The organism is Halotolerantifilum yawarlongkerapense, from assembly GCF_054506745.1.
The window spans coordinates 1,480,901-1,504,894 of the sequence record NZ_CP199719.1 but is presented as its reverse complement, the minus strand read 5'-3'; the positions used below and the strand labels follow the sequence as shown (position 1 = coordinate 1,504,894).

At 57.7% G+C, this 23,994-nt stretch carries 21 protein-coding genes; 18 read left to right on the top strand and 3 right to left on the bottom strand.

The window, feature by feature from the left end:
* Positions 1 to 5: 5 nt before the first annotated feature.
* From ACULM0_RS07285 to ACULM0_RS07220, 14 genes are all read left to right on the top strand, one after another.
* On the top strand, positions 6 to 596 hold the full coding sequence (locus tag ACULM0_RS07285) for a DUF5317 family protein (protein ID WP_463679763.1): 591 nt from the start codon (positions 6 to 8) through the stop codon (positions 594 to 596).
* Between the two features lie 226 nt (positions 597 to 822).
* On the top strand, positions 823 to 3,510 hold the full coding sequence (gene secA, locus ACULM0_RS07280) for a preprotein translocase subunit SecA (RefSeq protein ID WP_463679866.1): 2,688 nt from the start codon (positions 823 to 825) through the stop codon (positions 3,508 to 3,510).
* A 3-nt stretch (positions 3,511 to 3,513) separates the two neighbouring features.
* A protein-coding gene (gene prfB / locus ACULM0_RS07275) for a peptide chain release factor 2 (protein WP_463679762.1) occupies positions 3,514 to 4,612 on the top strand; the annotation gives its coding sequence in 2 pieces (ribosomal slippage) (positions 3,514 to 3,588 and positions 3,590 to 4,612; 1,098 coding nt in all).
* Between the two features lie 33 nt (positions 4,613 to 4,645).
* Positions 4,646 to 5,740, top strand: coding sequence for an aminotransferase class I/II-fold pyridoxal phosphate-dependent enzyme (locus tag ACULM0_RS07270; protein WP_463679761.1), 1,095 nt, complete (start codon positions 4,646 to 4,648; stop codon positions 5,738 to 5,740).
* Positions 5,741 to 5,748: 8 nt separating this feature from the next.
* Positions 5,749 to 7,869 (top strand): Tex family protein, encoded by a 2,121-nt coding sequence (locus tag ACULM0_RS07265; protein WP_463679760.1) that lies wholly within the window; start codon positions 5,749 to 5,751, stop codon positions 7,867 to 7,869.
* Positions 7,870 to 7,935: 66 nt separating this feature from the next.
* Positions 7,936 to 9,096, top strand: coding sequence for an amidohydrolase (locus ACULM0_RS07260; protein ID WP_463679865.1), 1,161 nt, complete (start codon positions 7,936 to 7,938; stop codon positions 9,094 to 9,096).
* 251 nt (positions 9,097 to 9,347) lie between these two features.
* The gene (locus ACULM0_RS07255) at positions 9,348 to 9,593 is read left to right on the top strand and encodes a hypothetical protein (RefSeq protein WP_463679759.1); all 246 of its coding nucleotides are present in this window, start codon (positions 9,348 to 9,350) and stop codon (positions 9,591 to 9,593) included.
* 556 nt (positions 9,594 to 10,149) lie between these two features.
* On the top strand, positions 10,150 to 10,623 hold the full coding sequence (tsaE, locus tag ACULM0_RS07250) for a tRNA (adenosine(37)-N6)-threonylcarbamoyltransferase complex ATPase subunit type 1 TsaE (RefSeq protein ID WP_463679758.1): 474 nt from the start codon (positions 10,150 to 10,152) through the stop codon (positions 10,621 to 10,623).
* Complete coding sequence (tsaB, locus tag ACULM0_RS07245; protein ID WP_463679757.1) at positions 10,604 to 11,296, top strand: tRNA (adenosine(37)-N6)-threonylcarbamoyltransferase complex dimerization subunit type 1 TsaB; 693 nt, start codon at positions 10,604 to 10,606, stop codon at positions 11,294 to 11,296. Before tsaE ends, tsaB begins: the two co-directional genes overlap by 20 nt.
* A 1-nt stretch (position 11,297) precedes the next feature.
* A complete protein-coding gene (gene rimI / locus ACULM0_RS07240) occupies positions 11,298 to 11,735 on the top strand; it encodes a ribosomal protein S18-alanine N-acetyltransferase (RefSeq protein WP_463679756.1) in 438 nt (145 codons plus the stop codon).
* Between the two features lie 3 nt (positions 11,736 to 11,738).
* On the top strand, positions 11,739 to 12,971 hold the full coding sequence (locus ACULM0_RS07235; protein ID WP_463679755.1) for an efflux RND transporter periplasmic adaptor subunit: 1,233 nt from the start codon (positions 11,739 to 11,741) through the stop codon (positions 12,969 to 12,971).
* A 12-nt stretch (positions 12,972 to 12,983) separates the two neighbouring features.
* The gene (locus ACULM0_RS07230; protein ID WP_463679754.1) at positions 12,984 to 13,670 is read left to right on the top strand and encodes an ABC transporter ATP-binding protein; all 687 of its coding nucleotides are present in this window, start codon (positions 12,984 to 12,986) and stop codon (positions 13,668 to 13,670) included.
* A complete protein-coding gene (locus tag ACULM0_RS07225; protein ID WP_463679753.1) occupies positions 13,667 to 14,887 on the top strand; it encodes an ABC transporter permease in 1,221 nt (406 codons plus the stop codon). The genes ACULM0_RS07230 and ACULM0_RS07225 overlap by 4 nt, the downstream gene beginning before the upstream one ends.
* 18 nt (positions 14,888 to 14,905) lie before the next feature.
* On the top strand, positions 14,906 to 15,631 hold the full coding sequence (locus ACULM0_RS07220) for a Yip1 family protein (protein WP_463679752.1): 726 nt from the start codon (positions 14,906 to 14,908) through the stop codon (positions 15,629 to 15,631).
* Positions 15,632 to 15,690: 59 nt separating this feature from the next.
* Here the strand turns inward: ACULM0_RS07220 and ACULM0_RS07215 are convergent, their stop codons facing one another.
* A complete protein-coding gene (locus ACULM0_RS07215; protein WP_463679751.1) occupies positions 15,691 to 18,075 on the bottom strand; it encodes an HD domain-containing phosphohydrolase in 2,385 nt (794 codons plus the stop codon).
* A 118-nt stretch (positions 18,076 to 18,193) separates the two neighbouring features.
* Between ACULM0_RS07215 and tsaD the strand changes: the two genes are divergently transcribed.
* From tsaD to ACULM0_RS07200, 3 genes are read left to right on the top strand one after another with little or no spacing between them, the layout of a single operon-like run.
* The gene (tsaD, locus tag ACULM0_RS07210; protein WP_463679750.1) at positions 18,194 to 19,207 is read left to right on the top strand and encodes a tRNA (adenosine(37)-N6)-threonylcarbamoyltransferase complex transferase subunit TsaD; all 1,014 of its coding nucleotides are present in this window, start codon (positions 18,194 to 18,196) and stop codon (positions 19,205 to 19,207) included.
* 55 nt (positions 19,208 to 19,262) lie between these two features.
* On the top strand, positions 19,263 to 20,516 hold the full coding sequence (locus ACULM0_RS07205; RefSeq protein ID WP_463679749.1) for a DUF1576 domain-containing protein: 1,254 nt from the start codon (positions 19,263 to 19,265) through the stop codon (positions 20,514 to 20,516).
* A gap of 1 nt (position 20,517) precedes the next feature.
* A complete protein-coding gene (locus ACULM0_RS07200; protein WP_463679748.1) occupies positions 20,518 to 20,859 on the top strand; it encodes a hypothetical protein in 342 nt (113 codons plus the stop codon).
* A 67-nt stretch (positions 20,860 to 20,926) separates the two neighbouring features.
* On the opposite strand, the gene acpP is transcribed toward ACULM0_RS07200, so the two are convergent.
* Entirely contained in the window at positions 20,927 to 21,166 is a 240-nt protein-coding gene (gene acpP / locus ACULM0_RS07195; protein ID WP_463679747.1) for an acyl carrier protein, read from the bottom strand.
* Between the two features lie 59 nt (positions 21,167 to 21,225).
* A complete protein-coding gene (locus ACULM0_RS07190; RefSeq protein ID WP_463679746.1) occupies positions 21,226 to 23,133 on the bottom strand; it encodes an ABC-F family ATP-binding cassette domain-containing protein in 1,908 nt (635 codons plus the stop codon).
* A gap of 182 nt (positions 23,134 to 23,315) precedes the next feature.
* Here ACULM0_RS07190 and ACULM0_RS07185 point away from each other — a divergent pair, with 182 nt between their 5' ends.
* On the top strand, positions 23,316 to 23,957 hold the full coding sequence (locus tag ACULM0_RS07185) for a redox-sensing transcriptional repressor Rex (protein WP_463679745.1): 642 nt from the start codon (positions 23,316 to 23,318) through the stop codon (positions 23,955 to 23,957).
* Positions 23,958 to 23,994: the final 37 nt, after the last annotated feature.

The following is a 23,994-nucleotide window of genomic DNA, read 5'->3' as shown; positions in this document are numbered from 1 at the left end:
AGTCCATGTACATAGAAGCCCTGCTCATTGGCCTCGTCGTTGCCTTCTTGACGAAGGGTCGCCTATCGAACCTCGGCAACCTCGAGTTCCGAGCCACTTTCCTCCTGCTCATCGCCCTCCTTTTGCAGATCGCACCGATCCCACTCTCGGGTATCGATGCCCTTTCAGGCCACCTGCACCTTTTCCCCTTTGCGGCGACGCTGATCGTCCTGCTCTTTGTCTTTCTAAACCGTGTCCTCCGGGGAAGCTATCTCTTTCTCGCCGGTGGTATCCTGAACAGCATCGCCATGGCCCTCAATGATTTCAAGATGCCGATCTCCCGCCAGGCCATCTCCTTTTTATCCCTCGACCACCTGGTGGAGGGCATTGAGAGCGGACAGATCATCAACTACCTGCTGGACGATGGACTGGGTACCCTTCAGTTCATCCTGGGCAAGTGGATCCCCGTACCCTCCTTCTACGGCTATCCCAAGATCATCAGCCCAGGGGATATCCTGATCACCCTGGCGATCTTCTGGTTCGTCTACAAGACGTCCAAGGACTCTCTCTTCCGCCGGTCCGTGGTCGTGCGCTACAATTACAATTCTAAGCTCTAGATCCATTCAGCCAAAAAACACGAGGGCGCGTACGACCGGTTCACAGGTCGCACGTGCCCTCCTTTGTAGGCGCCATGGTGGCGGGTGCATTGCATGCGTTTTACAAAAGTAAAAACAGTTTGTGAAGACTCAGCCGCCTTTTTCTCCCCCCGCCCTTTTATGGTATAATGGGGAGAAAGATTTCGAACACGAGAGGATGTGTACCGTGGGATTTTTAGATAAGATTATGAAGAGTTTCACTGACCGGGAACTCAACAAAGTGATGAAAGAAGTCGAGACCGTCGAGGTCTACGACAAGGAGATGGCGGCCCTTTCCGATGCGGCGCTGGCCGCAAAGACCGCCGAGTTCAGGAACCGCCTGGAGGCGGGAGAGACCCTGGACGACCTGATGGCCGAGGCCTTCGCCGTGGTCCGGGAGACCGCCGTCAGGACCCTGGGCATGAAGCACTACCCCGTGCAGATCGCCGGTGGCATGACCATGCACCAGGGACGGATCGCCGAGATGAAAACCGGGGAGGGTAAAACCCTTGCCGCCACCCTGCCCGCCTACCTCAATGCCCTCACGGGCAAGGGTGTTCACGTGGTCACGGTGAACGACTACCTGGCCAAGCGAGACAAAGAGTGGATGGGCAAGATCTACGAGTTCCACGGACTCTCCGTGGCCTACCTGATCCACGGCGTGGAGGGAGAGGACCGCAAGGCCGCCTACCGGGCCGATATTACCTACGGGACGAACAACGAGTTCGGCTTTGACTACCTGCGCGATAACATGGTGGTCTTCAAAGAGCGCCTCATGCAGCGTCCCCTGCACTTCGCCATCGTCGATGAGGTGGACTCCATTCTGATCGACGAGGCCCGTACACCGCTCATCATCTCCGGTGCCGGATCCAAGAGCACGGAGTACTATCACCTGGCCGACCAGTTCGTGAGGGGCCTCAAGCGCGAGGAAGACTACACCGTCGATGAGAAGGCCAAATCCGTGGTCCTCTCCGACGACTCTGGCGTGGCTAAGGCCGAGCGTTTCTTCGGCATCGAGAATCTGTCCGATCCCGAGAACATGACCATCAGCCACCACGTGAACCAGGCCCTCAAGGCCCGCGCCATCATGAAGCGCGACGTGGACTACGTGGAAAAAGATGGCGAGATCGTGATCGTCGACGAGTTCACCGGACGGCTCATGTTCGGTCGCCGCTACTCCAACGGCCTCCATCAGGCCATCGAGGCCAAGGAAGGTCTCGACGTCCAAAAAGAGTCGCAGACCCTGGCCACCATCACCATCCAGAACTACTTCCGCATGTACGAGAAGCTGGCCGGCATGACCGGTACGGCCAAGACGGAAGAAGATGAGTTCACGCACATTTACAACATGGACGTCCTAGAGGTTCCCACCAATAAACCCGTGGTGCGGGACGACATGGACGATGCCATCTACAAATCTTTGAACGGAAAGTTCCGCGCCGTGCTCGCCGATATCGAAGAGCGCCACGCCACGGGGCAGCCGATCCTGGTGGGTACCATCAGCATCGAGACCTCGGAGTTTCTTTCCAAGGTCCTGAAAAAGCGCGGGATTTCCCACGAGGTTCTCAACGCCAAGCAGCACGAGCGCGAGGCCGAGATCGTGGCCCAGGCCGGACGATTCGGTCAGGTGACCATCGCCACCAACATGGCCGGCCGTGGTACGGACATCGTCCTCGGCGGTAACGCCGACTTCATGGCCAAGCGTGACCTCGCGGCCAGGGGTTATGATGACGAGGTACTGGCCAAGGTGGATTCACCCCTCGAGTACGATGACGAGGAAGTCCAGGAGGCCAAGGCCCTTTACAAGGACTACCTGGCCAAGTACAAGGCCACCACCGATGCCGAGGCCGAGAAGGTCAAGGCCGCCGGCGGTCTCCACATCATCGGTACCGAGCGCCACGAATCCCGACGGATCGACAACCAGCTGCGCGGTCGTGCCGGTCGCCAGGGCGACCCGGGTTCCTCGCAGTTCTACATTTCCTTTGAAGATGACCTCATGCGTCTCTTTATCCCCGACCGTGTCAAGGGTATGGTCGAGAAGATGGGCATGGATGAGGACACGCCCCTCGAGGCCAGCGTCCTCTCGAAATCCATCGAGAATGCCCAGAAGCGCGTGGAGGGCCGCAACTTCGGGATCCGGAAGCACGTGCTCCAGTACGATGACGTGATCAACCGGCAGCGCGAGATCATCTACAACGAGCGCTCCAAGGTACTGCACGGCGATGACCTCCGCGATGAGATCATGGATATGCTCGACAAACTCATCGAGCGCGCCGTCGATCTCCATGCCCCCGAGGGAACCTACCCCGAGGACTGGGATCTCGACCAGCTCGTGGATTATCTGCACGGCATCTTCCTGCCCAAGGAAGCCCTCCACTTCGGTGATGTGGAGACCCTGACGCAGGAAGACCTCAAGAAGCAGGTCAAGAGCGTGTCCCTCGCCCTCTACGCTCAGAAGGAAGAGGACCTCACGGCCGATCGTATGCGCGAGATCGAGCGCTACGTGATCCTCAAGGTCGTGGATGCCAAATGGATCGATCACATCGATGCCATGGACCAGCTCAAGCAGGGAATCGGCCTCCGGGCCGTGGGTCAGGAGGACCCCGTCCGTGCCTACCAGATCGAAGGCTTCGATATGTTCAACGAGATGATCATGAACATCCAGGAGGACACGATCCGCTACCTCTTCGGGGCATCACTCAGAACGAACACCGAGCGAAAGAGTACGGTGACGATCACCAACGCCTCCCACGGTGGAGAGGCCGAAACACAGGAGAAGAAACCGGTGCACGCCAAGGACAGACCGGGTCCCAACGACCCCTGTCACTGCGGCAGCGGCAAGAAATACAAGAAATGTCACATGAAAAGTGACCTGGCGAAAGAACGAGAGGTGTAAGCGTTGATTCAACTGGAAAGCGCACTGCAGAAAATCCGCTCCCTACGGGAGGACTACAACGAACTTAGGGGGTCTCTTTGACCTCGCTCCGATGAAAGAAGAGATCGAAACCCTCGAGAAGGAAATGGTGGAGCCCACCTTCTGGGATGACCAGGAACGGGCCCAGAAGGTGGTCAAACGTGCCAACTTCCTAAAGAAAAAGGTGAAGACCGCCGAGGACCTGGATCGGGAGATCGAGGAGGTCGAGCTCTTTTGCGAGATGGCCCTCGAGGAATCCGACCCATCGGTGACCGCCGATGTGGAGGCCACGGTCAAGGACCTTACCAAACGCATGGAGAAGCTCCGCCTGGAGACCCTGCTCTCCGGTGAGTACGATACCCACAATTGCATCCTGTCCATCCACGCTGGCACCGGTGGTACCGATGCCATGGACTGGGCCAGTATGCTCTTTCGCATGTACAAGCGCTATGCCCAGCACGCCGGTTTTTCCGTGGACGTGCTGGACTACCTGGATGGTGAGGCCGGCATCAAGAGCGTGACGCTCCGGATCCATGGCGATTACGCCTACGGTTTTCTCAAGTCGGAAAAGGGTGTGCACCGCCTGGTGCGTCTGTCGCCCTTCGACTCCTCCGGCAAACGCCACACGTCCTTCGCCTCGGTGGATGTCATGCCGGAACTCGAGGATGAGGACGAGGTGGATATCAAGGAGAGCGATCTCAAGATCGATACCTACCGCGCCTCCGGCGCCGGCGGCCAGCACATCAACACCACGGACTCCGCTGTGCGCATCACCCACATGCCCACGGGCGTCGTGGTCCAGTGTCAGAACGAGCGCAGCCAGATTGCCAACCGTGCCACGGCCATGAAAATGCTCATGGCCAAGCTCATCGAGCTCAAGCAGATGGAGCAGAAGGAAAAGATCGAGGACCTCCAGGGGAACTACTCCGAAATCGCCTGGGGCAGCCAGATTCGTTCCTACGTCTTCCATCCCTACACCATGGTCAAGGACCACAGGACCAATGCGGAAGTGGGCAATATCAACGCCGTGATGGACGGAGAAATCGACCCGTTCATCGATGCGTATCTAAAGCAGAAGGCCTAGGGAATCCCCCGGGCCTTTTTCGAGGTGATAGCCATGCAGGCGAAAGCACACCATTATCCAGAGAAAAAAATCATCCGGCATCTGAGTGCTTTTCTCCACGGGAAGGGCGAGATCCGTAGTGCCCTGGAAAAAGAACTCGCGGGAGACTTCGGCGTGGCCGGCGCCTTTCTCACCACCTCGGCCACCGCCGCTTTGGAGCTGGCGCTCATGGCGCTGGACCTCTCACCCGGTGATGAGGTCCTCCTGCCCAGCTTCACCTTCGTGGCCTGTGCCACGGCGGTCCTGCGCGCCGGTGGGACGCCGGTTTTCTGCGACATCACGGCAGACACCTTTTGCATCGATCCGAGATCCGTGGCCAGCAAGGTGACGGACCAGAGCCGGGCCATCCTGGCGGTCCACTACGGTGGGGTACCCGCCGATCTCGAGGCCCTATCGGCCTTGGGACTGCCCGTGCTTGAAGATGCTGCCCACGCCTTCATGGGGCGAAGGGGAAAGAGGTATCTCGGCACGATCGGGGACTTCGGCGCCTTTAGCTTCCATCACACCAAGGACCTGAGCACCGGAGAGGGTGGCCTGCTCCTTGTGAAAGATGCAGAAAGATACCGGCAGGCCCGCCTTCTTTTTGATAAGGGTACGAACCGGGCGGCCTTTGACGCCGGGGAGGTGGAACGGTACACCTGGGTCTCCGAAGGCGGTTCCTTTGCCATGAACGATCTGACGGCCGGCCTGGTCCAGGTTCAGTTGCCGGAAGTAGAGGCCCTGCGCAGGCGCCGCGCGGAGATCGCCGCGCGTTACGATGCGGCGGTGGTGCACCTGAGTCTCACAGCGCAAAAAGGCAGGGGAGCGATCCAGCTCTCCCACCACCTGTACCCGGTGCTGGTGGACAGGCCAGCGGACCGCGAGGGGCTGATCGCCCACCTGAGAGACCGGGGGATCCCGGCTAGTTTTCACTACGTTCCCCTGCACACGGCCCCCATGGCCAGAAGCCTGGGGATTCAAACGGTACTACCCGTGACCGATGATGTGGCCGCACGCCTCGTGCGCCTGCCCATCCACGGTCACATGACAGACGACGAAGTCGATCGGGTGATCCAAGCCTTGGTCGACCACGAGAAGAAGAGGAAGTAGGACGATTCATGCTGATCAAAGAACTGGCCAAGGCCTTTGGCCTCAAGGAAAAACAAGTGGAAGATACGGTGGCACTGATCGACGAGGGCAACACCATACCCTTTATCGCGCGCTATCGTAAGGAGATCACCGGGGGCATCGATGACGGTACCCTTCGCGATCTGAAGGAAAAACTCGATTACCTGAGGAACCTGGAGGCCCGCAAACAGGAGGTGCTCCGCCTGATCGAAGAACAGGGGAAGCTGACCGACTCCCTTAGTTCGGATATCCGAGAATCGACAGTCCTCCAGCGGGTGGAAGATCTCTACCGCCCCTTCAAGAAGAAGCGACAGACCCGGGCGACGAAGGCACGCGAGGCCGGACTCGAACCCCTGGCCGATCAGTTGATGAAGGGCCGCGGCTTCGACGCCAAGCCCTTTGTCGATCCAAAGAAGGGCATCGCCACGGTGGAAGAGGCCCTGGCCGGAGCGCGGGATATCATTGCCGAGCTCGTGGCCGACGACCCCGACGTGCGGTCCACCCTCCGCAAGCGCGCCCTCAACCAGGGTGTGCTGGTCAGCGAAGCAAAGAAGAAGAACGAGGCTTCCGTCTACGAGGGCTACTACGATTTTTCCGAGCGCGTGAGTGCCCTTCCCAACCACCGGATCCTGGCGATCAATCGCGGTGAGCGCGAGGGCTTCCTCAAGGTTTCCCTGGGCGTAGACGACGGCCGCAACATCGACCTTTTAGAGAAACGGTTTAACCCCCCGGGCGATGTACATTGCCGCCGGGAGCGGGAATCGGCCATTGCCGATGGCTACAAGCGCCTGATCTTTCCCGCCATCGAGCGCGAGGTGCGGGCCGAGCTCACCGAGCGGGCCGAGACCGATGCCATCGATGTCTTCAAGCGCAACCTTAAGGCTCTCCTGCTCATTCCACCGGTGAAGGGCGCAAGGGTTCTGGGCATCGATCCCAGCTTCCGCACCGGCTGCAAGTGCGTGACGTTGACCCCGGACGGAGACCTCCTCGATGTGGTGACGATCTATCCCAATGCACCCCAGCATGACGTGGCCGGCGCCAAGAAGAAGCTCCTCGCTATGATCGAAAACCAGCACACGGAGCTCATCGCCATCGGGAACGGGACGGCCAGTCGTGAGACAGAGCGTTTCGTGGCCGATGTGATCAAAGAGGTAGACTGGTCTGTTCACTACACCATCGTGTCCGAGGCCGGGGCCTCGGTCTACTCGGCTTCGGATATCGCCCGCCAAGAGTTCCCCGAGCTCGACGTCTCGATCCGAGGGGCCATCAGCATCGGCCGCAGACTGCAGGATCCCCTGGCGGAGCTCGTGAAGATCGATCCCAAGCACATCGGCGTGGGCCAGTACCAGCACGATTTGAACCAAGGGCGTCTGGACACTGGTCTCGGTGATGTGGTGGAGGATGCGGTGAACAGCGTGGGCGTGGAGCTCAACGCCGCCTCTGGTGCCCTCCTCGGCCACGTCAGCGGCATCAGCCCGGTCATCGCCGAGAATATCCTGGCCCACCGCCGGGCCATTGGCGGATTTTCCTCGAGAAAGGAACTGCTGAAGGTCAAGCGGCTGGGACCCAAGACCTACGAACAGGCGGCGGGCTTTCTGCGCATCGTCGGAGGCGCCAACCCCCTGGACCGCACGGCGGTCCACCCCGAGAGCTACACGGCCTGCGAGCGCTTTCTCGACCACATCGGTCTCGGGATCGACGATCGGTCCCTCTTCGACGAGCGGATCAAGGACAAGGGCGGTCTGGCCGCCGTGGCGAAGGCCGTGGACATCGGTCTGCCTACGCTCAAGGACATGATCGCCGAGCTCAAGAAACCCGGGCGCGACCCACGCGACGAGATGCCAAGGCCCACCTTCAAGACCGACGTCCTGTCCCTCGACGATCTCGAGGAAGGCCTGATCCTGACGGGAACCGTGCGAAACGTCGTGGACTTCGGCGCTTTCGTGGACATCGGCGTCAAGAACGATGGGCTCGTGCACATTTCCCAGCTGGCCAACCGTTTCGTGAAGAACCCCTACGATGTAGTCAGTGTGGGTGACGAGGTGGAGGTCAAGATCCTGACCATCGACCGTGACCGGGGCAAGATCGGCCTGTCCATGAAAGCTGTTTAGACACCGTAAAATTATTTTTGTATAATAAGGAAAATGACCTACCGTAAGGAGAAGGGTGGACTGATGATGATACTGTTGAAGAATGCGAAACTATACACCATGGAAGAGGCTGGCGTGATCGAAGCCGGTGACCTCTTGGTCGAAAAGGGCAAGATTGTGGGCGTGGGCGAAAACCTGCGCGCTGTAGAAGATGTGGAGGTTATCAACCTCGAGGGGAAGATCGTGACACCGGGTCTGATCGACGGCCACTGTCACCTGGGGATGTGGGAGGACGCCATCGGCTTTGAAGGGGCCGACGGCAATGAGCTCACAGATCCCATCACCCCACACCTGCGGGCCATCGACGGGATCAACCCCCTGGACCGCACCTTTGAAGAGGCGCGCGCCGGTGGCGTGACCCTGGTGGCCACGGGCCCCGGGAGCGGCAATGTGATCGGCGGCCAGTTCGCCGCGGTGAAGACCGCCGGTCGCCGGATTGACGACATGATCGTCAAGGCACCGCTGGCCATGAAATGTGCCTTCGGTGAGAACCCCAAGCGTGTGTACAGTGAGAAGAAGCAGTCGCCGTCCACCCGCATGGCCATCGCCGCCGAGTTCCGCAACCAACTCTCCAAAGCGCTGGAGTACCTCGACAAAAAGGAGAAGGCGTCGGGCGATCCGAGCAAGATGCCGGCCTACGACATGAAGCTGGAGGCCCTGGTCCCCGTGGTCAAGGGCGAGCTACCCCTGAAAGCCCATGCCCACCGGGCCGACGACATCTTCACGGCCATGCGCATCGCCAAGGAGTACGGCGTCAAGATGACCCTGGAGCACTGCACGGAGGGTCACCTGATCGCCGAAGAGATCGCCAAGGACGGCTTCATGGCCATCGTGGGACCGAGTTTCGGCGACCGCAGTAAATTCGAGCTGAAGAACCTGACCTTCGACACGCCGGGCGTCCTCGAGAAGGCCGGCGTCAAGGTGGGGATCATGACGGATCACCCCGTGATCCCCATCCAGTACCTGTCCCTCCTGGCTGCCATGAGCAAGAAGGCCGGCATGTCGGAAGAGGGCGCCCTCCGGGCGATCACCTTGTCCCCCGCAGAGATCCTGGGTCTCGACGACCGCGTGGGCAGCCTCAAGGTCGGCAAAGACGCCGATCTCGTGGTCTGGTCCGGTCATCCCTTCGACCTGCACAGCGAAGTCGAGATGACCTTTATCGGCGGCGAAAAAGTCTACGCGAAGTAAGCTGAGAGAGTCTCCTTTTGATCGAGGAGGCTCTTTTTTTCATCCATTAAAGACCCCTCTGAATTCTGATTTTCTGTGAGGGGTAACGAAAAATCTTGAAAAATCGTTGAAGTAACAGCGACTTGAACATGTTTAAAAAATGAAGTAATGTACAATCCAGCGGTTCACGGTTGAGAAAGGATCAACTCCTTTGGGGAGTATGATAAAATCAGACTATACAGAATACTCAATGAGAATGTGAGGTGATGAGTATGAGCTTAGAAAATGATATCGAGATGATGATCAAGGATATGACTGAGAATTACAGGAATGATCCGAAGTTGAACTACTCTACAACAAACCTAATGGGAAAAAATCAGTATATCGATAATGCTGTACAGCATACGATATCCAAGTTTGTGGAAGAGGGGCATGACGAAGAAAGGGTAAACGATATTGCCTATACTGTTGGCGCCAATCTGAAGAAAGAATATTTTGGTATCGACTCAAGGGATTAATCATGCATGAGGTCTCGCCGAATATGGTCACGTATGCTTGCGTCTTTTCATAGCATATGTAGTGTAGACCTTGTCATGGGAAGAAAAGCAACAAGTCGGATACCTATTTGCGGCCGGCCTTTGCTGTTCACTTCTTTCCTTCCTCAAGTAGCCCTGCGATCGGTCTTCTGTCGCGGGGCTTTGTCGTGCTAAGAACTCGGGGGGAGTTGTATGTTCAATGTGAAATCCCATGAAGGTGGGTGGTTGGTCATCGACAAACCAAGGGGAAGCAAGTGTGGACAAAATGCTGTCATTATACAGACTCGAGGCTGACATTTTTTTTTGCTAACGATGCATGCCAAACCCTACTAGGAAAAATACTCTTCTTACTAGAGAAGACCAAGGCATGACAATTCCCAAAAGCCTTGAAATTAGCCCTGTCGCACAGGGTTAGAAAAGTATGGTATAGTATTGAAAGATATAAATTTGTTTAACTACGGCTTAAGAAACCCTTAAATGCACCGGTTGGGCCTATGGCCTGGTGTATACTTGACAGTAGAAAGTAAGGTGACTTCCTTTGACAACCCTGCGTATTGTGTCCGAAAGCACCATGCGTGCCTTCGGTGAAGCCCTGGCCGGTGAGCTGGCTGGCGGCGACATCTTGTGCCTCACCGGGGACCTCGGTGCCGGCAAGACCACCCTCAGCCAGGCCATTGGCGCCGGTCTCGGGGTGGACGAACCGATCACGAGTCCCACCTTCACCCTGATGAACGTCTACGACAGCGGTCGCTACCTGGTCTACCATTTCGATGTGTACCGGGCGGCTTCCGAGGACGAGATGCTGGAGATTGGCTTCGACGAGTACATCGAGGGGGACGGGGTATCTATCATAGAGTGGGCGGACCAAGTCCGGGGACTGATTCCGGAACCGGCCCTGTGGATCGCGATCGCCTACGGCGAAACGCCGGGCGAACGGGTCTTGACCCTCGATGGACATGCCGACTTAGAAGAAAGAATGAAGGAGTGGCACCGTGAAAATACTAGCGCTTGAAACATCGGCCCATGTGGCCGGGGTGGCCATCCTCGACGACGATAAATTGCTCGGCGAGATGACCGTCAATCACCCGAGAACCCATTCCGAGAAGCTGATGCCCCTGGTGGCCTCGCTGCTCGAGAACCTTGAACTGGACATGACGGACATCGACCGTGTGGCCGTGGCCGCAGGTCCCGGCTCTTTTACGGGCATCCGCATCGGGATGAGCGCGGCCAAGGGGCTCGCCCATCCGCACGGCATTCCCATCGCCGAGATCTCGACCCTCGCGGGTCTTGCCCTCAACGGTATGTACTTCGAAGGACTGATCGCCCCGCTCATGGACGCGCGCCGCTCCCAAGTTTACACCGGACTTTACCGGTGGGACAAGGGGCGACTCCTTACGGTGGAAGAAGAGCGGGCCATCGTCATCGACGACTGGCTTGAGCTCCTGGCCCACCACAAGGGGCCCATTCTTTTCACTGGGGACGGCCTACCGCCCTCGAGGGACCGGATCGTCGAGCGGCTGGGCAGCCGTGCGGTTTTCGCCGAGGCGACCAACAACCGCCAGCGCGCCGCCCATATCGCTTGGCTCGCGGCCGGGATGCGCGAGGAGGACCTCGCCGAATCCGGCGCCGCCAGCGTGACCTACCTGAGAAAAAGCCAGGCCGAACGCGAGCGGGAGGAGACATGACATGACCGTCCGCGAGATGACGATCGCGGATATTCCGCAGATCGTGGCGATCGAGAAAGAGAGCTTCTCCACCCCTTGGTCTGCAGAAGCCTTCCGGGCGGAACTCACCACGAACAGCTTAGCCCGTTACCTGGTGCTTGAGGAGGAAAATCAGATTGCTGCCTACGGCGGCTACTGGCAGATTCTCGACGAGGGGCATATCACGAACATTGCCGTGAGTCCCAAGAGGCGTGGAAAGGGTTACGGCCGTAAGCTCCTGGAGCATTTGATCCAAGATGCCCGGGATCTCGGCGTCGGGCACATGACATTGGAAGTGAGGCGGTCGAATGCGCCCGCCATCGCTCTATACAAAGCCTTCGGCTTTACCGTCGAGGGCGTACGCGAAAACTACTATCAAGCGGAGCAAGAAGACGCTCTGATCCTATGGTGTGAGGTGTGATGGATGAAGAAGAAAATAATAATCGGCCTATTGATGGCCCTGGTCGTGGCCTTCGTCGGTTTTGCGATCGTCAAGGCCATGGGCGGTGGCGGCGAAGAGCCTCTTTACGTCAAGACGAGCGAAGCAACGGAACAGGACTTGAGCGCACGGATCTTTGCCGACGGCACCGTGGTTTCAAAGGAAAGTTTTACCCTTAGGCCGGAGGTTTCCGGCGAGGTAGCAGAGATCATGGTCTCAGAGGGCACTCTCGTCTCGAAAGGTGATATCGTGCTCATGCTCAAAACCGATGAAGTGGAGCGGCAGATCGAAGAGGCTGAGATTGGGCTTGCCATCAGTAGGGAAAATCTACAGAAGCTCCGTTCCCAGGGATCGACACAGTTTGACCTCGCCCTGTCCACGGCGGAAAAGCGGCTCAATGACGCGAAGAAAACCTACGAGGACCAACAGCAGCTTTTTCAAGCCGGTGCCGTGAGTCAGTCTGCCCTTGAAGCGGCTCGACTGGCCTACGAACTGGCCCAGAACGACTATACATCAGCCCGGCGCAACTACCAGGGCTATGGACTCTCCAGCGATCTGGAGGTCGCTCGCCTCAATGTGGAGAACGCACAGCTCCGCCTGGAGCGATTGGAAGACCAGCTAGAGAAAATGACCCTGCGTTCACCCATTGCCGGGACCGTGACGGCCCTGGACGTGGATCTGTACGATCTGGTGAGCCCCTCTACAGCGCTCTTTACCGTGGATGACCTCTCAAAGCTCGAGGTGGTCAGCCAGATTTCGGAGTACGACATCAAGCGCGTGGATATCGGACAACCTGTTGTGGTGACCGGTGATGCCCTTCGCGATGCCCGTTATGAGGGCACCGTTGCCTTTATCGGCGCATCGGCAAGACGCACCACCAGCGGCCAGAGCGCCGAGACCGTGGTCGAGGTAAGGATCGATCTGCAAACGGATACGGCGTTCAAACCGAACTTCTCCGCGGACATCGAGATCACCACCGACGAGAAGGATAATGCGCTCGTCGTGCCCTACGAGTCCCTCTATGTCGATAAAGACCGTCAGGCCTTCGTCTTTAAAGTGAATGCCGACAACCGCCTGGACCGGATCCCCGTCACGCGTGGGATCGAGGGAGACCTCTCCCTCGAGGTCTTGACCGATACCCTTTCCGTCGGTGACCGCGTGGTCCTCAATCCCACGGAATCCTTTGAAGACGGACAGCTCGCCGAGGTTACGAATTAAAAAGGAGCCTTCATGATCAATATTGAGAACCTATGGAAAATCTATGACACCGGGGCTGTGAAAGTCAAGGCCCTGCGCGGCGTGACCCTTCGCATCGAAGAGGGAGAGTTCGTCGCCATCATCGGTGCCTCGGGTAGCGGGAAGTCCACGCTGATGAATATCATCGGCTGTCTCGACCGCCCCACGAAGGGCGCCTATGAGCTAGACGGTGTGGGCACCCACCGCCTAGAGGGAACGGACCTGGCGGCGATCCGCAATGAAAAGATCGGTTTCGTCTTTCAGTCCTTTAACCTGATCCCCCGGGTGACAGCCCTGCATAATGTGGAGCTGCCCATGATCTACGGGCATGTCCACAGGAAAGAGCGGCACGCCCGTGCCGTAGCCGCGCTCGAGCGCGTCGGTCTCGGCGACCGGATGACCCACGCGCCCAACGAGCTCAGCGGCGGTCAAAAGCAGCGCGTGGCCATCGCCCGTGCCCTCGTGAACAAACCCTCCATCATCCTGGCGGATGAACCCACGGGGAACCTGGACTCCGAGTCCAGCGTCGAGATCATGCAGATCTTCGAGGAACTCAACCGTGAGGGGGCGACCATCATCCTGGTCACCCACGAACACGATATTGCCGCCCACGCCAGCCGGGTCATCACCTTCCGGGACGGGCAGATTTTGTCCGATGAGAAGAAGGAGGTCTCCGCATGAACTTTGTAGAGAGCTTCCGGATCGCCATGAAGGCCATCTGGGTCAACAAGATGCGCTCGCTCCTGACCATGCTCGGGATCATCATCGGGATCAGTTCTGTAATCGCCGTGGTCTCCCTGGGCAGTGGCATGGAATCGGCGATCCGCGGCGAGTTCGAGTCCTTTGGCGTGAACCGGATCTTCCTCACCATGAACTGGTCGGAGGACCTGGTCCGTTCCGACTATATTACCAAGGACGACTACAATGCGATCGCCCGGATCTTTGAGGATCAGATCAAAGGCATCAGCCCCTCCTATACGCGGGGAGGCAAGGTGGCACCGATCACCGGGGAACAGACGAATGTGGATCTGACCCTCAACGGGGTCAACCACCAGTACCAAGATATCCAGGCCTTCGACCTGCTCGACGGCCGCTTTCTGCAGGACGGCGACGACCAGTCGGCCCGCAACGTGGTGGTCATCGAGAAAAAAGTGGCAGAGGAAGTCTTCGGTCGTCTCGATGTGGTGGGCGAACGCCTGCGCGTCAACACCGGCGCCCAGCAGCTGTCACTCCTCATCATCGGGGTCTACGAACCGCCGGGATCGGCTATACCATCCATAGGGGCCTTCGATCAACCGCTCAACGTGTACGTTCCCTACAGCCTCATGGAAAAGCAGGTGGGTCTCGGTCAGTACGTCTACTACACGGAGATCAACTTTCACGCTGACGTTTCCTCTGAAGAGATGATCGAGGAGATCACCACAGTTCTCGAACGACGGCACCAGAACGAGAATAAGTACCAGGCCTTTAGCGCCGAGGGACAGCTCGAGATGGTCAACTCCATCATGGGCATCCTGACGGCTGTGGTCAGCGCCATCGCCGCCATCAGCCTGGTGGTGGGGGGCATCGGCGTCATGAACATCATGCTGGTGTCCGTCACCGAGCGGACCCGAGAGATCGGGATCCGCAAGGCCCTGGGGGCCAAGCACAAGGACATCCTGATGCAGTTTCTCGTGGAGTCGGTCATTATCTCCACGCTGGGCGGGGTGCTCGGCACGCTGCTGGGCATCGCCTTCGGCTACGGTGTGGCTTCCTTTATCGACGTGCCCCCGGCCACGAGTCTCGGGACCATTCTGATCGCCTGGCTCTTTTCTGCCGGCGTCGGCATCTTCTTTGGTATCTATCCAGCCAACAAAGCGGCGAAGCTCGACCCGATCGAAGCTTTGCGCTACGAGTAAAAAGGGGGACATCATCCGATGGCACACGAACAAGAACCAAAAAACGACCTTTACGAGGAGAGCCTGAGTTTCGAGGAAGAGGAGGAGGCGAAGCTGTCCTTCGCAGATCGCATGTTGGGCATCTTCACATCGCCCTCCCTGGTCATGGAGGATATCAAGCGTAACCCCAAACCGGTCCTCCTGCCCTTTGTCATTGTTTTCGTCATCGTGGCGCTAGGCCTCTATCTGCAGCTCGACGGCCTGAGGGCCATGACAATCGAGCAGTTGACCAAGCAAAATCCCAATATCACGATCAACGCCGAGATGCTGCGCACCCTGACCATCAGTACCATGGTGGGCGGAATCCTGGGTTCCATGTTAAGCCCTATCATCAAGGCGGCCTTCGCCCACGGTCTCTCGATCCTTTTCGGCGGGGCGGGGCGTTTCAAGCAGACCTTCGCCGTTGTGGTCTACGCTTACCTGATCACGGTACTGGGCGTGATCCTGCGCTCCATCATTATCTTTTTCACGGGCAATGCCATGATCAGCTTTTCACCGGCCCTCTTTTTCGGCACGCCGGACACGACCAGCATCGCCTACATGATCGCCTCGTCTCTGGATATCTTCAACCTCTGGTACCTCGGGGTTTCCATCATTGGTATCAAGATCATCCACGAGATCACGACGGCGAAGGCCGCTGCCGTGGTCCTCATCCCCTGGGTGATCGTGATCCTCTTCAGCGTGATCCCGACGATCATGATGTAATCAGCCTCCCTCGTCCTCTCGGACGGGGGATTTTTTTATGCACAAGAAAAGAGACCCGATCAACGGGCCTCTTCTAAGAGCGAAAGGAACAGGGTGACGATCTCGGGCGCGAACTGCGTCCCGCTGTGCTTCTTCAGCTCGGCGGTAGCTTCCTCGAAGCTCAGCGCCGACCGGTAGCTGCGCTCTGAGGTCATGGCATCGTAGGCGTCGACGACGCAGAGGATGCGGCTGATCAGCGGGATCTCCTCACCGGAGAGACCATCGGGATAGCCCTTCCCATCCCACCGCTCGTGGTGGTGGCGGACGTAGCGGGCGATCTTCTCCAGGGGTTTGGACGCCCGGAGGGTTTCGTATCCCCAGACGGGGTGCTGGCGGATGATGCGGTACTCTTCCTCGGTGAGGCGCTCGGTCTTGTTCAGTACCTCGTCGCCGATCAGGATCTTACCGATGTCATGCACCATGCCGGCCCAGTAGGTATCGTTCAGAACGCTCTCGTCGAGGGAGAGCCTGGCCGCCAAGGCCTTCGCCATGCGGGCCACATTCTCCGAGTGACCGCGCGTGTAGAGGTCGTGGATTTCCAGCATGCCGGTGATGGCCAGCACGATGTGCTGGTGAAAATCCTCGGAGAGCTCGCGCAGCCGCTTCTGGCCGAGGTAGGCGTTCACCAGGGTCTTGAACCCCTCGGCGATCCGCTCGTCCGTCTCGGCGAACTGCTTATCACTGGTGGTGCTGATGTCCAGCGATACATTGGCGATCATCGTATCGCCCTCGGTAAGGCACAGGATCAGGCTCGAACGAATGGGTTGCGAGGCGGCGATCACCCCGTTGAGCTCCTCTGCTGTGAACTGGCTCTCTATGTTCTTCGTATGGAGAAGGTCATCTACGATGACCACCTGGTCGGAATGAATGAATTTTTCCTCTGCTATGTGTAGACCCTTCAGACCCTCTAGATCGTGGCCGATGGCATCGATATAGTGGGTGACACCGTCTTGGAAGAAGACCAGGCTGCCGTAGTCCGCCGTGTCGATGAGGCGGTAGAGGCCGTGGAAGGCATTGATCAGGAAGGCATCGAGGTTCACATCGCCATCACCCAGTCCCATGATCGTGTGGATGAGCGCCTCGAGTCCCTCGTTGGTTCGTTCGGACTCCCGGTAGAGGCGACTAACTTCGTAATAGGTCTCCTGCAGCTCCTCATTGATGCTGTAGAGTTCTTCGTTCATGGCCTCCAGATCTTCGTAACTCTTCTGGAGTTCCTCTTTCTTTTGATGTAGATAGGCTTGGGATCGCACGAGGTCGGTGATCTCAGTGGAGACCCCTAGGATATAGCGACCGTCTCTCTTCTCATAGGGAATCTTGTGCGTTTCGAAAAAGTGCGTCATACCCCGGTTGTCCACCACCCGTTCGTCGGTGAGGTGCATGCGGCGTCCGCTCTTCAGGATCTCCTGATCCTCATGGGTGAAGCGTTCGATATCCTCTCGCATCAACCGGTGGAGTTCACGTTGGCTGTGTCCCTGGATCTGTTCCCTGGGCAGATCCAAGTAGGCGGCATGGGTGGCATTGGCATAGACGATACGCCCCTGGTCATCTTTCACGTAAATATGGTGGGGGACGAGATCGAGGAGCACCTCATGCACATCCTCGAGGTCCGGACCACCGGCAATCTCTTTGCTGATCGGAACGGCATCGAGGTAAATCAGGTAGAGGGCGGTGGTGGACATCCGCTTGATCCGCAAGGGATAGTGCCAATCGGTGCGCTCGATCAGACAGGTCGACGACTCGCTGGCTTCGAGCGAGAGAAGGGTTTCTCTCAGCCGCTCCCGCTCATCGTGCGCTAGCCACGTCTCCAGGGCATAGGGTTCGTTGCTTTCTAAAAACCGCTCTGCGTTGTGGCTTAGTTCTAGGATCACCAGGTCGCAGTTGACCAGGAGGGCGGGTTCGAAGTTTTCCTCGAAGGCGATGCGGAGCGGTTTGATATCGCGGGCCAAGTGTTCCGTCAGTAGGGGGAGCACCGCCCGGCAGGTGTTGATAGCGCGCTCACCGGGAGCATCCTGTTCTCGGATGCCCACGAGCACGTGGGTCATCTTGCCGTGGGTGAAGAGGGGGAAGAGGGCCATGCTCTCTGCCTTGAAATCCAGCTTTCGCATCACCATTCCCAGTTCGTAATCCCTCTCGTCGAGCAAGAGATACTTTCCCGATTCCAAGGAGGACAACAGGGTGCGGAAGTGAAGGAGCGGGAAGGTCTCCCTTCTACTGGCCCTGCGTCGGTTCACCGTCAGCACCTCTTGGACCAGCCCGTCCCGGTAATCGATGGCAACTAGGGCCAGGGAAGAAAAATGTACATGGGCACAGAGGGCTTCGAGACAGACCTGTAGGAAATCTGCTTCGGTGAAATACTGATAGCTCAAACTTTCGATAAAGGTGCGATCGGTTGTATTGTCAAGCATCGTGCGTCCTCCCTCATCTTTCGACGTCATTACCCATCATTATATCATAGTTAGGCAAGAGAAGGGTTTGCCTCGGGGCATCTCACAGGATATAATGGTTAAAGTTAAGGAGGCAGTTATGGAAGATCTAATTATCCTGGCCATCGAGTCCAGTTGCGACGAGACCAGCGCCAGCATCGTGAAAAACGGTCGAGAGGTCCTCTCGAACACCATCTACTCACAAGTGGCCATCCACCGCACCTACGGTGGCGTGGTCCCGGAGATCGCCTCGCGCAATCACCTGGAGAAGATCAGTCGGATTGTGGACGCGGCCCTCGAGGAGGCGGGACTTTCCTTCGATGCCCTCGACGCCGTGGCCGTGACCTACGGTCCCGGGCTCGTGGGTGCCCTCTTGGTGGGGCTGTCCTACGCCAAGGCCCTGGCCTTTAGCCTGGACGTTCCGCTCATCGGTGTGAACCATATCGAGGGTCACATCGCGGCGAATTATATCGCCCATCCCGCACTTGAACCGCCCTTCCTCACCCTGGTGGTGTCCGGCGGTCATACCCACCTGGTGTGGGTGCCAGACTACGGGGTTCACGAGGTTCTCGGACGGACCCGGGACGATGCCGTGGGCGAAGCCTTCGACAAGGTGGCCCGCTCCCTGGGCCTCGGTTACCCCGGTGGCCCCCTGATCGACCGGCTTTCCGATGAGGGGAATCCCGAGGCCATTCATTTCAAGCGTTCCTACCTAGAGAAGGGGAGCCTGGATTTTTCCTTCAGCGGAATCAAATCCGGTGTGCTCAACTACCTCAACAGCATGCGCATGAAAAAGGAACCCGTGGTGACGGCCGACGTGGCCGCTAGCTTCCAGGCCTCCGTCGTGGAGGTTTTGGTGGACAAGGCCATGGAAGCCGCCGAGCGCGTGGGGACAAGAACCCTCTGCCTCGCCGGTGGCGTGGCGGCCAACCGTGCCCTCAGAAAAGCGCTGACCATCCGTGCTGCTCAGGATGGCATCACCTTCTACTACCCTCCGATGGACCTGTGCACGGATAACGCCGCCATGATCGGCGCCAGTGCCTACCACCAGTACCAACGCGGCGATTTCGCCGACCTATTCCTAAACGCCGTACCCAATCTGCGCCTTGAATAAGACCGCCGAGCGGTGCCGAGCGACAACCCCTTGTATCTAGCAAAAGGAGTTGCCCATGCGAGAAAAACTTATGAAGGACCGCGCCTATCAGTTCGGGCTGATCGGTCTCTTCGCCCTATTCCTCGTGATCGTAGGATTTTTCTTATCGACACCAACAGAAATTGTCAACGGCCTCAAGGTCATCCTGACGAGCCCCGCCACCCTGATCACCGATTACTTCGGTCTCGGGGGGCCCGGGGCCACCTTCGTGAACGCAGGTCTCCTCGGGATGATCATTACCTTCATGCTCTACAAAATGGGTATTCACTTCAACGGTGCCACCCTTGCCGCCATCATGCTGATCATCGGCTTTGCCTTTTTCGGGAAGAATCTGGTCAACATCTGGTTCATTATCGCGGGGGTCTACCTCTACGCGAAGGTCCAGGGTGATAGCTATTCCAAGCACGTCTACGTTTCTCTTTTCGGTACCGCCTTGGCCCCCATGGCCTCGGCCCTGCTGACCTATCCCGGCCTCGGCCTCGTGCAGCGGATGCTCATCAGCTCCCTCGTGGGGATAAGCATGGGCTTTATCCTGCCACCGCTCGCCACCTACATGCTGCGCGTCCACCAGGGTTTTAACCTCTACAACGTCGGCTTTACCGTGGGCGTGGTGGGGACCATCTACGTGGCAATCTTCAAGTCCTTCGGTTTCCAGGTGGAAAGCCAGATGATCTGGACCGATGCCTACACCACCGTTTCCGCCGTGGTCCTGTACGCGAGCTTTGCCTTCTTCCTCTTTATGGGCTGGTGGGTCAACCCCGGGGTATTCAAGGTGCTCCCGCGGCTTTTCAAGTACGTCGGCCGTCTGGTCACGGATTTCGTGATCCTCGAGGGCATGGGGACGACCCTCTTCAACATGGGTATGCTGGGGATTATGGCCACGACCTTCGTGTTGCTGGTCGGAGCACCCATCAACGGTCCGGTGATCGGGGGCATCTTGACGGTGGCCGGTTTCGGCGGCTTCGGTAAGCACCCGAACAACGTCTGGCCGATTTTCGCTGGGGTCTTCTTGGGCTCCATGATGAAGGTGTGGTCGATCACTGAACCCGGCCCCATCCTAGCGGCCCTCTTCGGCACGGCCCTCGCGCCGCTGGCCGGCGAATTCGGCTGGGGCGTGGGGATCCTGACGGGGTTCATCCACTCCTCCGTGGTCCTGAGCGTGGGCGTCCTCCACAGCGGACTCAATTTGTATAACAACGGCTTCTCCGCGGGCTTTGTTGCCGCCTTTCTCATCCCCGTGATCGAGGCCTTCAAGAAAGAGAGTGATTAAAATGAAACATATGAAAAAGCGCATCTCCTTGATGGTCGACGAGCTCATGAACTACCTGTTCTACCTCGGGGCCAAGAATATCGATATCGCCGTTCGCAATAAGTCCGATCGTTTTGAAATCTACATGGAAGGGGATTACAACCCCAATAAATCCTCGAAGATCAACGCCCTGGTCATGGCCCTCGCCACGGAAAAGCAAGAAGAGATGGAAGAATACTACTGGGGTCTCGCCGGAGATTGCGATGTGGACAATGAGCTCCACCTCATCGGCCTGATGACCGATGAAGCGACCGTCGACGAGGTCGATGGTAAGCTCTACATCAAGCTGATCCGGATGAAGTAGGGAACAAAAAATGTAGAATGCCCGGTGCGCACCGCTTCAAGCGGTCGTACACCGGGCATTTCCTTTTTTACGCTTCGTCTTCGAGCACGTCTTCGAGGTAGGTGATGATCTCGGATACCTTGCGGATGTTTTCCGCGATATCATCGGGAATCTCGATGTCATAGGTATCCTCGATAGCCATGATGATCTCCACGGCGTCGAGGGAATCGGCGCCCAGATCGTCATCGAGGACGGTATCCATGGTGACTTTCTCGGGATCTTTCAGACCCATCTGATCGGCGATGATCTTCTGTACAGTTTCAAACACGGATGTTGCCTCCTTTGGTTGTGATTCTATTTCTATTATAGGATACGTCGGCGTTTTGTCTAGAGGGTAGCTTCCCATTTTTCATAGAGTTTCGCGAGCGCCTCCTTCAGGCTCTGCATCTCGCGCGTGAGCGGTGCCGCCCGGTCGGGATCGGTGTAGACGGCCTCGTCGCACAGCAGCACCTCCACTTCCGATAGGCGCCCCTCCTGTTCGGCGATCTGGCTCTCCAGGTCCTGTTGCGCCTCGACCTGGGCCCGCTTCTCCTGTCGCTCTTCGCGCTCTCGACGGTTCTTGTCCTTGCGCTCGGTCTTCGTGAGCACCTCCGGTTCCCCACCGGCTGCGAGGAGTTTGGCCTCTTTCTTCTTGTAGAGGTAATAGTCGTAGTTGCCCAGGTAGACCTCCAGATGATCGGGATGCATTTCAAAGATTTTGTCGCAGACGCGGTTGAGAAAGTACCGGTCGTGGCTGATGGCGATCACCGTACCGTCGTAATCGAGAAGCGCCCCCTCGAGCACGCTCTTGGCGCTGATGTCCAAGTGGTTGGTCGGTTCATCGAGCAAGAGGGTGTTGTGTTCGGACAACATGAGCTTGAGCAGGGCGACCCGCGCCTTCTCCCCGCCGGAGAGCGCCCCCACGGGCTTGAACACATCGTCACCGAAAAAGAGGAAGCGTCCGAGCAGGCTTCTCGCCTCGGTGAGGTCGAACTGCGGGAAGTGCTCGTGAATCTCCATCAGCACCTCGCGGTCGCCGCTGAGGTCCGCCTGTTCCTGGTCGTAGTAGGCTCGCATGACGTTGTGACCCCATTGGATAACGGCGTCATCCTCGGTGGGATGCAAACGGCCCAAGACCAGCTGGACCAGGGTGGTCTTTCCAATTCCGTTGGGTCCGATGATCCCGATTTTGTCGCCACGGTAGACATCGAAGGTATAATTCTCGAAAAGGGACTCTTCGTAGCCGTACCCGAGGGATTCGACGTGGAGCACATCTTTTCCCGAAGGGTGGGTCACGTGGAAGTTGAGCTTGGCCTCCTTGTGGTGGTCTGTCGGGGCATCGACCTTTTCTATGTGCTCGAGGCGTTTTTCCCTGGATTTTGCCCGTTTGGCCAGTTTCTCCGTCCCGCGGCCCTTGAAGCGGCGGATGATCTCCTCTTGTTTCTCTACTTCGGTCTTGTACTTTTCATACCGTCGACGTTGCTCTTCGCGGAGCTGGTCGCGGTAGGCCACGAAATCGGTGTAGGAACCCTCGTGTCGGATCAACTGGTGATGATCGAGGGCCATGACCACGTTGACGATCTGGTCGAGGAAGTACCGGTCGTGGCTGATCACGATCAGCGTGCCCTCGTAAGAAGACAAAAACCCCTCGAGCCAACGTACGGCATCGATGTCCAGGTGGTTGGTGGGTTCGTCGAGCAGGAGGATGTCCGGTGTGGAGATCAAGAGGCGGGCCAGCGCCAGGCGCGAGCGTTCACCACCGGAGAGGGTGGAGACGGGGCGACCGAACTGGTCATCCTCAAAGCCGATACCGCGGAGGATACCCTTGGCATAACTCTCGTAGGCGTAGCCCTTCCGTCTCTCGAAGGTCTCGGTGGCCTCGCTGTAGTTGGCCATCAGGATCTCCAATCGGTCCGGTTCATCGTGGGCCTCGGCGATCTCGATCTCGAGAAGACGCATCTTTTTCTCGAGCGCCATCAAATCGGCGAAGCTCTCGAGCACGAAGTCCCAGAGGGAGCGGTCCGTTTCCTCCACCGTTTGCTGTAGGTAACCGAGCTGCTTGTCCCGTGCGATGAAGACGTGCCCCTCATCGTGGGAGAGCTCCCCCGTCAGGATCTTGAACAGAGTGGTCTTGCCGCTGCCGTTGTCGCCAATCAGACCGACTTTTTGGCCCTCCTGGATGGAGAAACTGATCCCATCGAGAACGACCTCGCTATCATAGCTTTTTTTCAATTGTGAACAGGATAGAATCATCATGGTTTTCCCTCGCTCTTGCTTGTTTTTTGACGCAACTAGTGTATCATAAATCCCCGGATCATGGAATCTTAATTCCCCCTGGGGGGACCTCGTCGGAAAGCTTTAGGAATCTTCAAGAACATTTGACAGGAATTTAACTAGGGTGCTATAATCAGGTTGACAAAGACTGGAGTTGATGAAAAATGCCCGATAATAAGATTTCGATGGCGGTCATCAAGAGATTGCCGAAGTACCATAGGTACCTGAAGGATCTGCTCGATAAGGACGTTCATCGCATCTCCTCGAAAGAGCTCAGCCGGATCATCGGATTCACTGCTTCACAGATCCGACAGGATCTAAATAATTTCGGGGGATTCGGACAGCAGGGATACGGTTATAACGTGGAGGACCTCTACCACGAGATCGGCAAGATCCTGGGCCTGACGAAACCCTATAACACCGTTATCGTGGGAGCCGGGAACCTGGGACAGGCACTGGCGAATTACACGAGTTTTGGCGACTACGGATTCAAACTGCAGGGGATCTTCGATATCAATCCCCGATTGGTGGGAATGCGCATCTCCAATACCGATGTCTACGATATGGAGGACTTGGGAGCCTTCATCAAAGAGAAGAACGTGGAGCTCGCCTTCATCTGTACGAACAAGGAAGGGGCACAGGATGTGGCCGACCGACTGGTGGAAGCCGATATTCGCGGTATCTGGAACTTCGCACCGGTGGATTTGAACTTACCGGAGGAGATTGTGGTGGAAAACGTCCATCTCATCGATGATCTGCTTACCCTTTCGTATTTTTTAAAAGAAAAGCCGGAAACCGAAGCCTAGCGCTTCGGTTTTTCTTTTGCACCGACCCGCCAAGAGG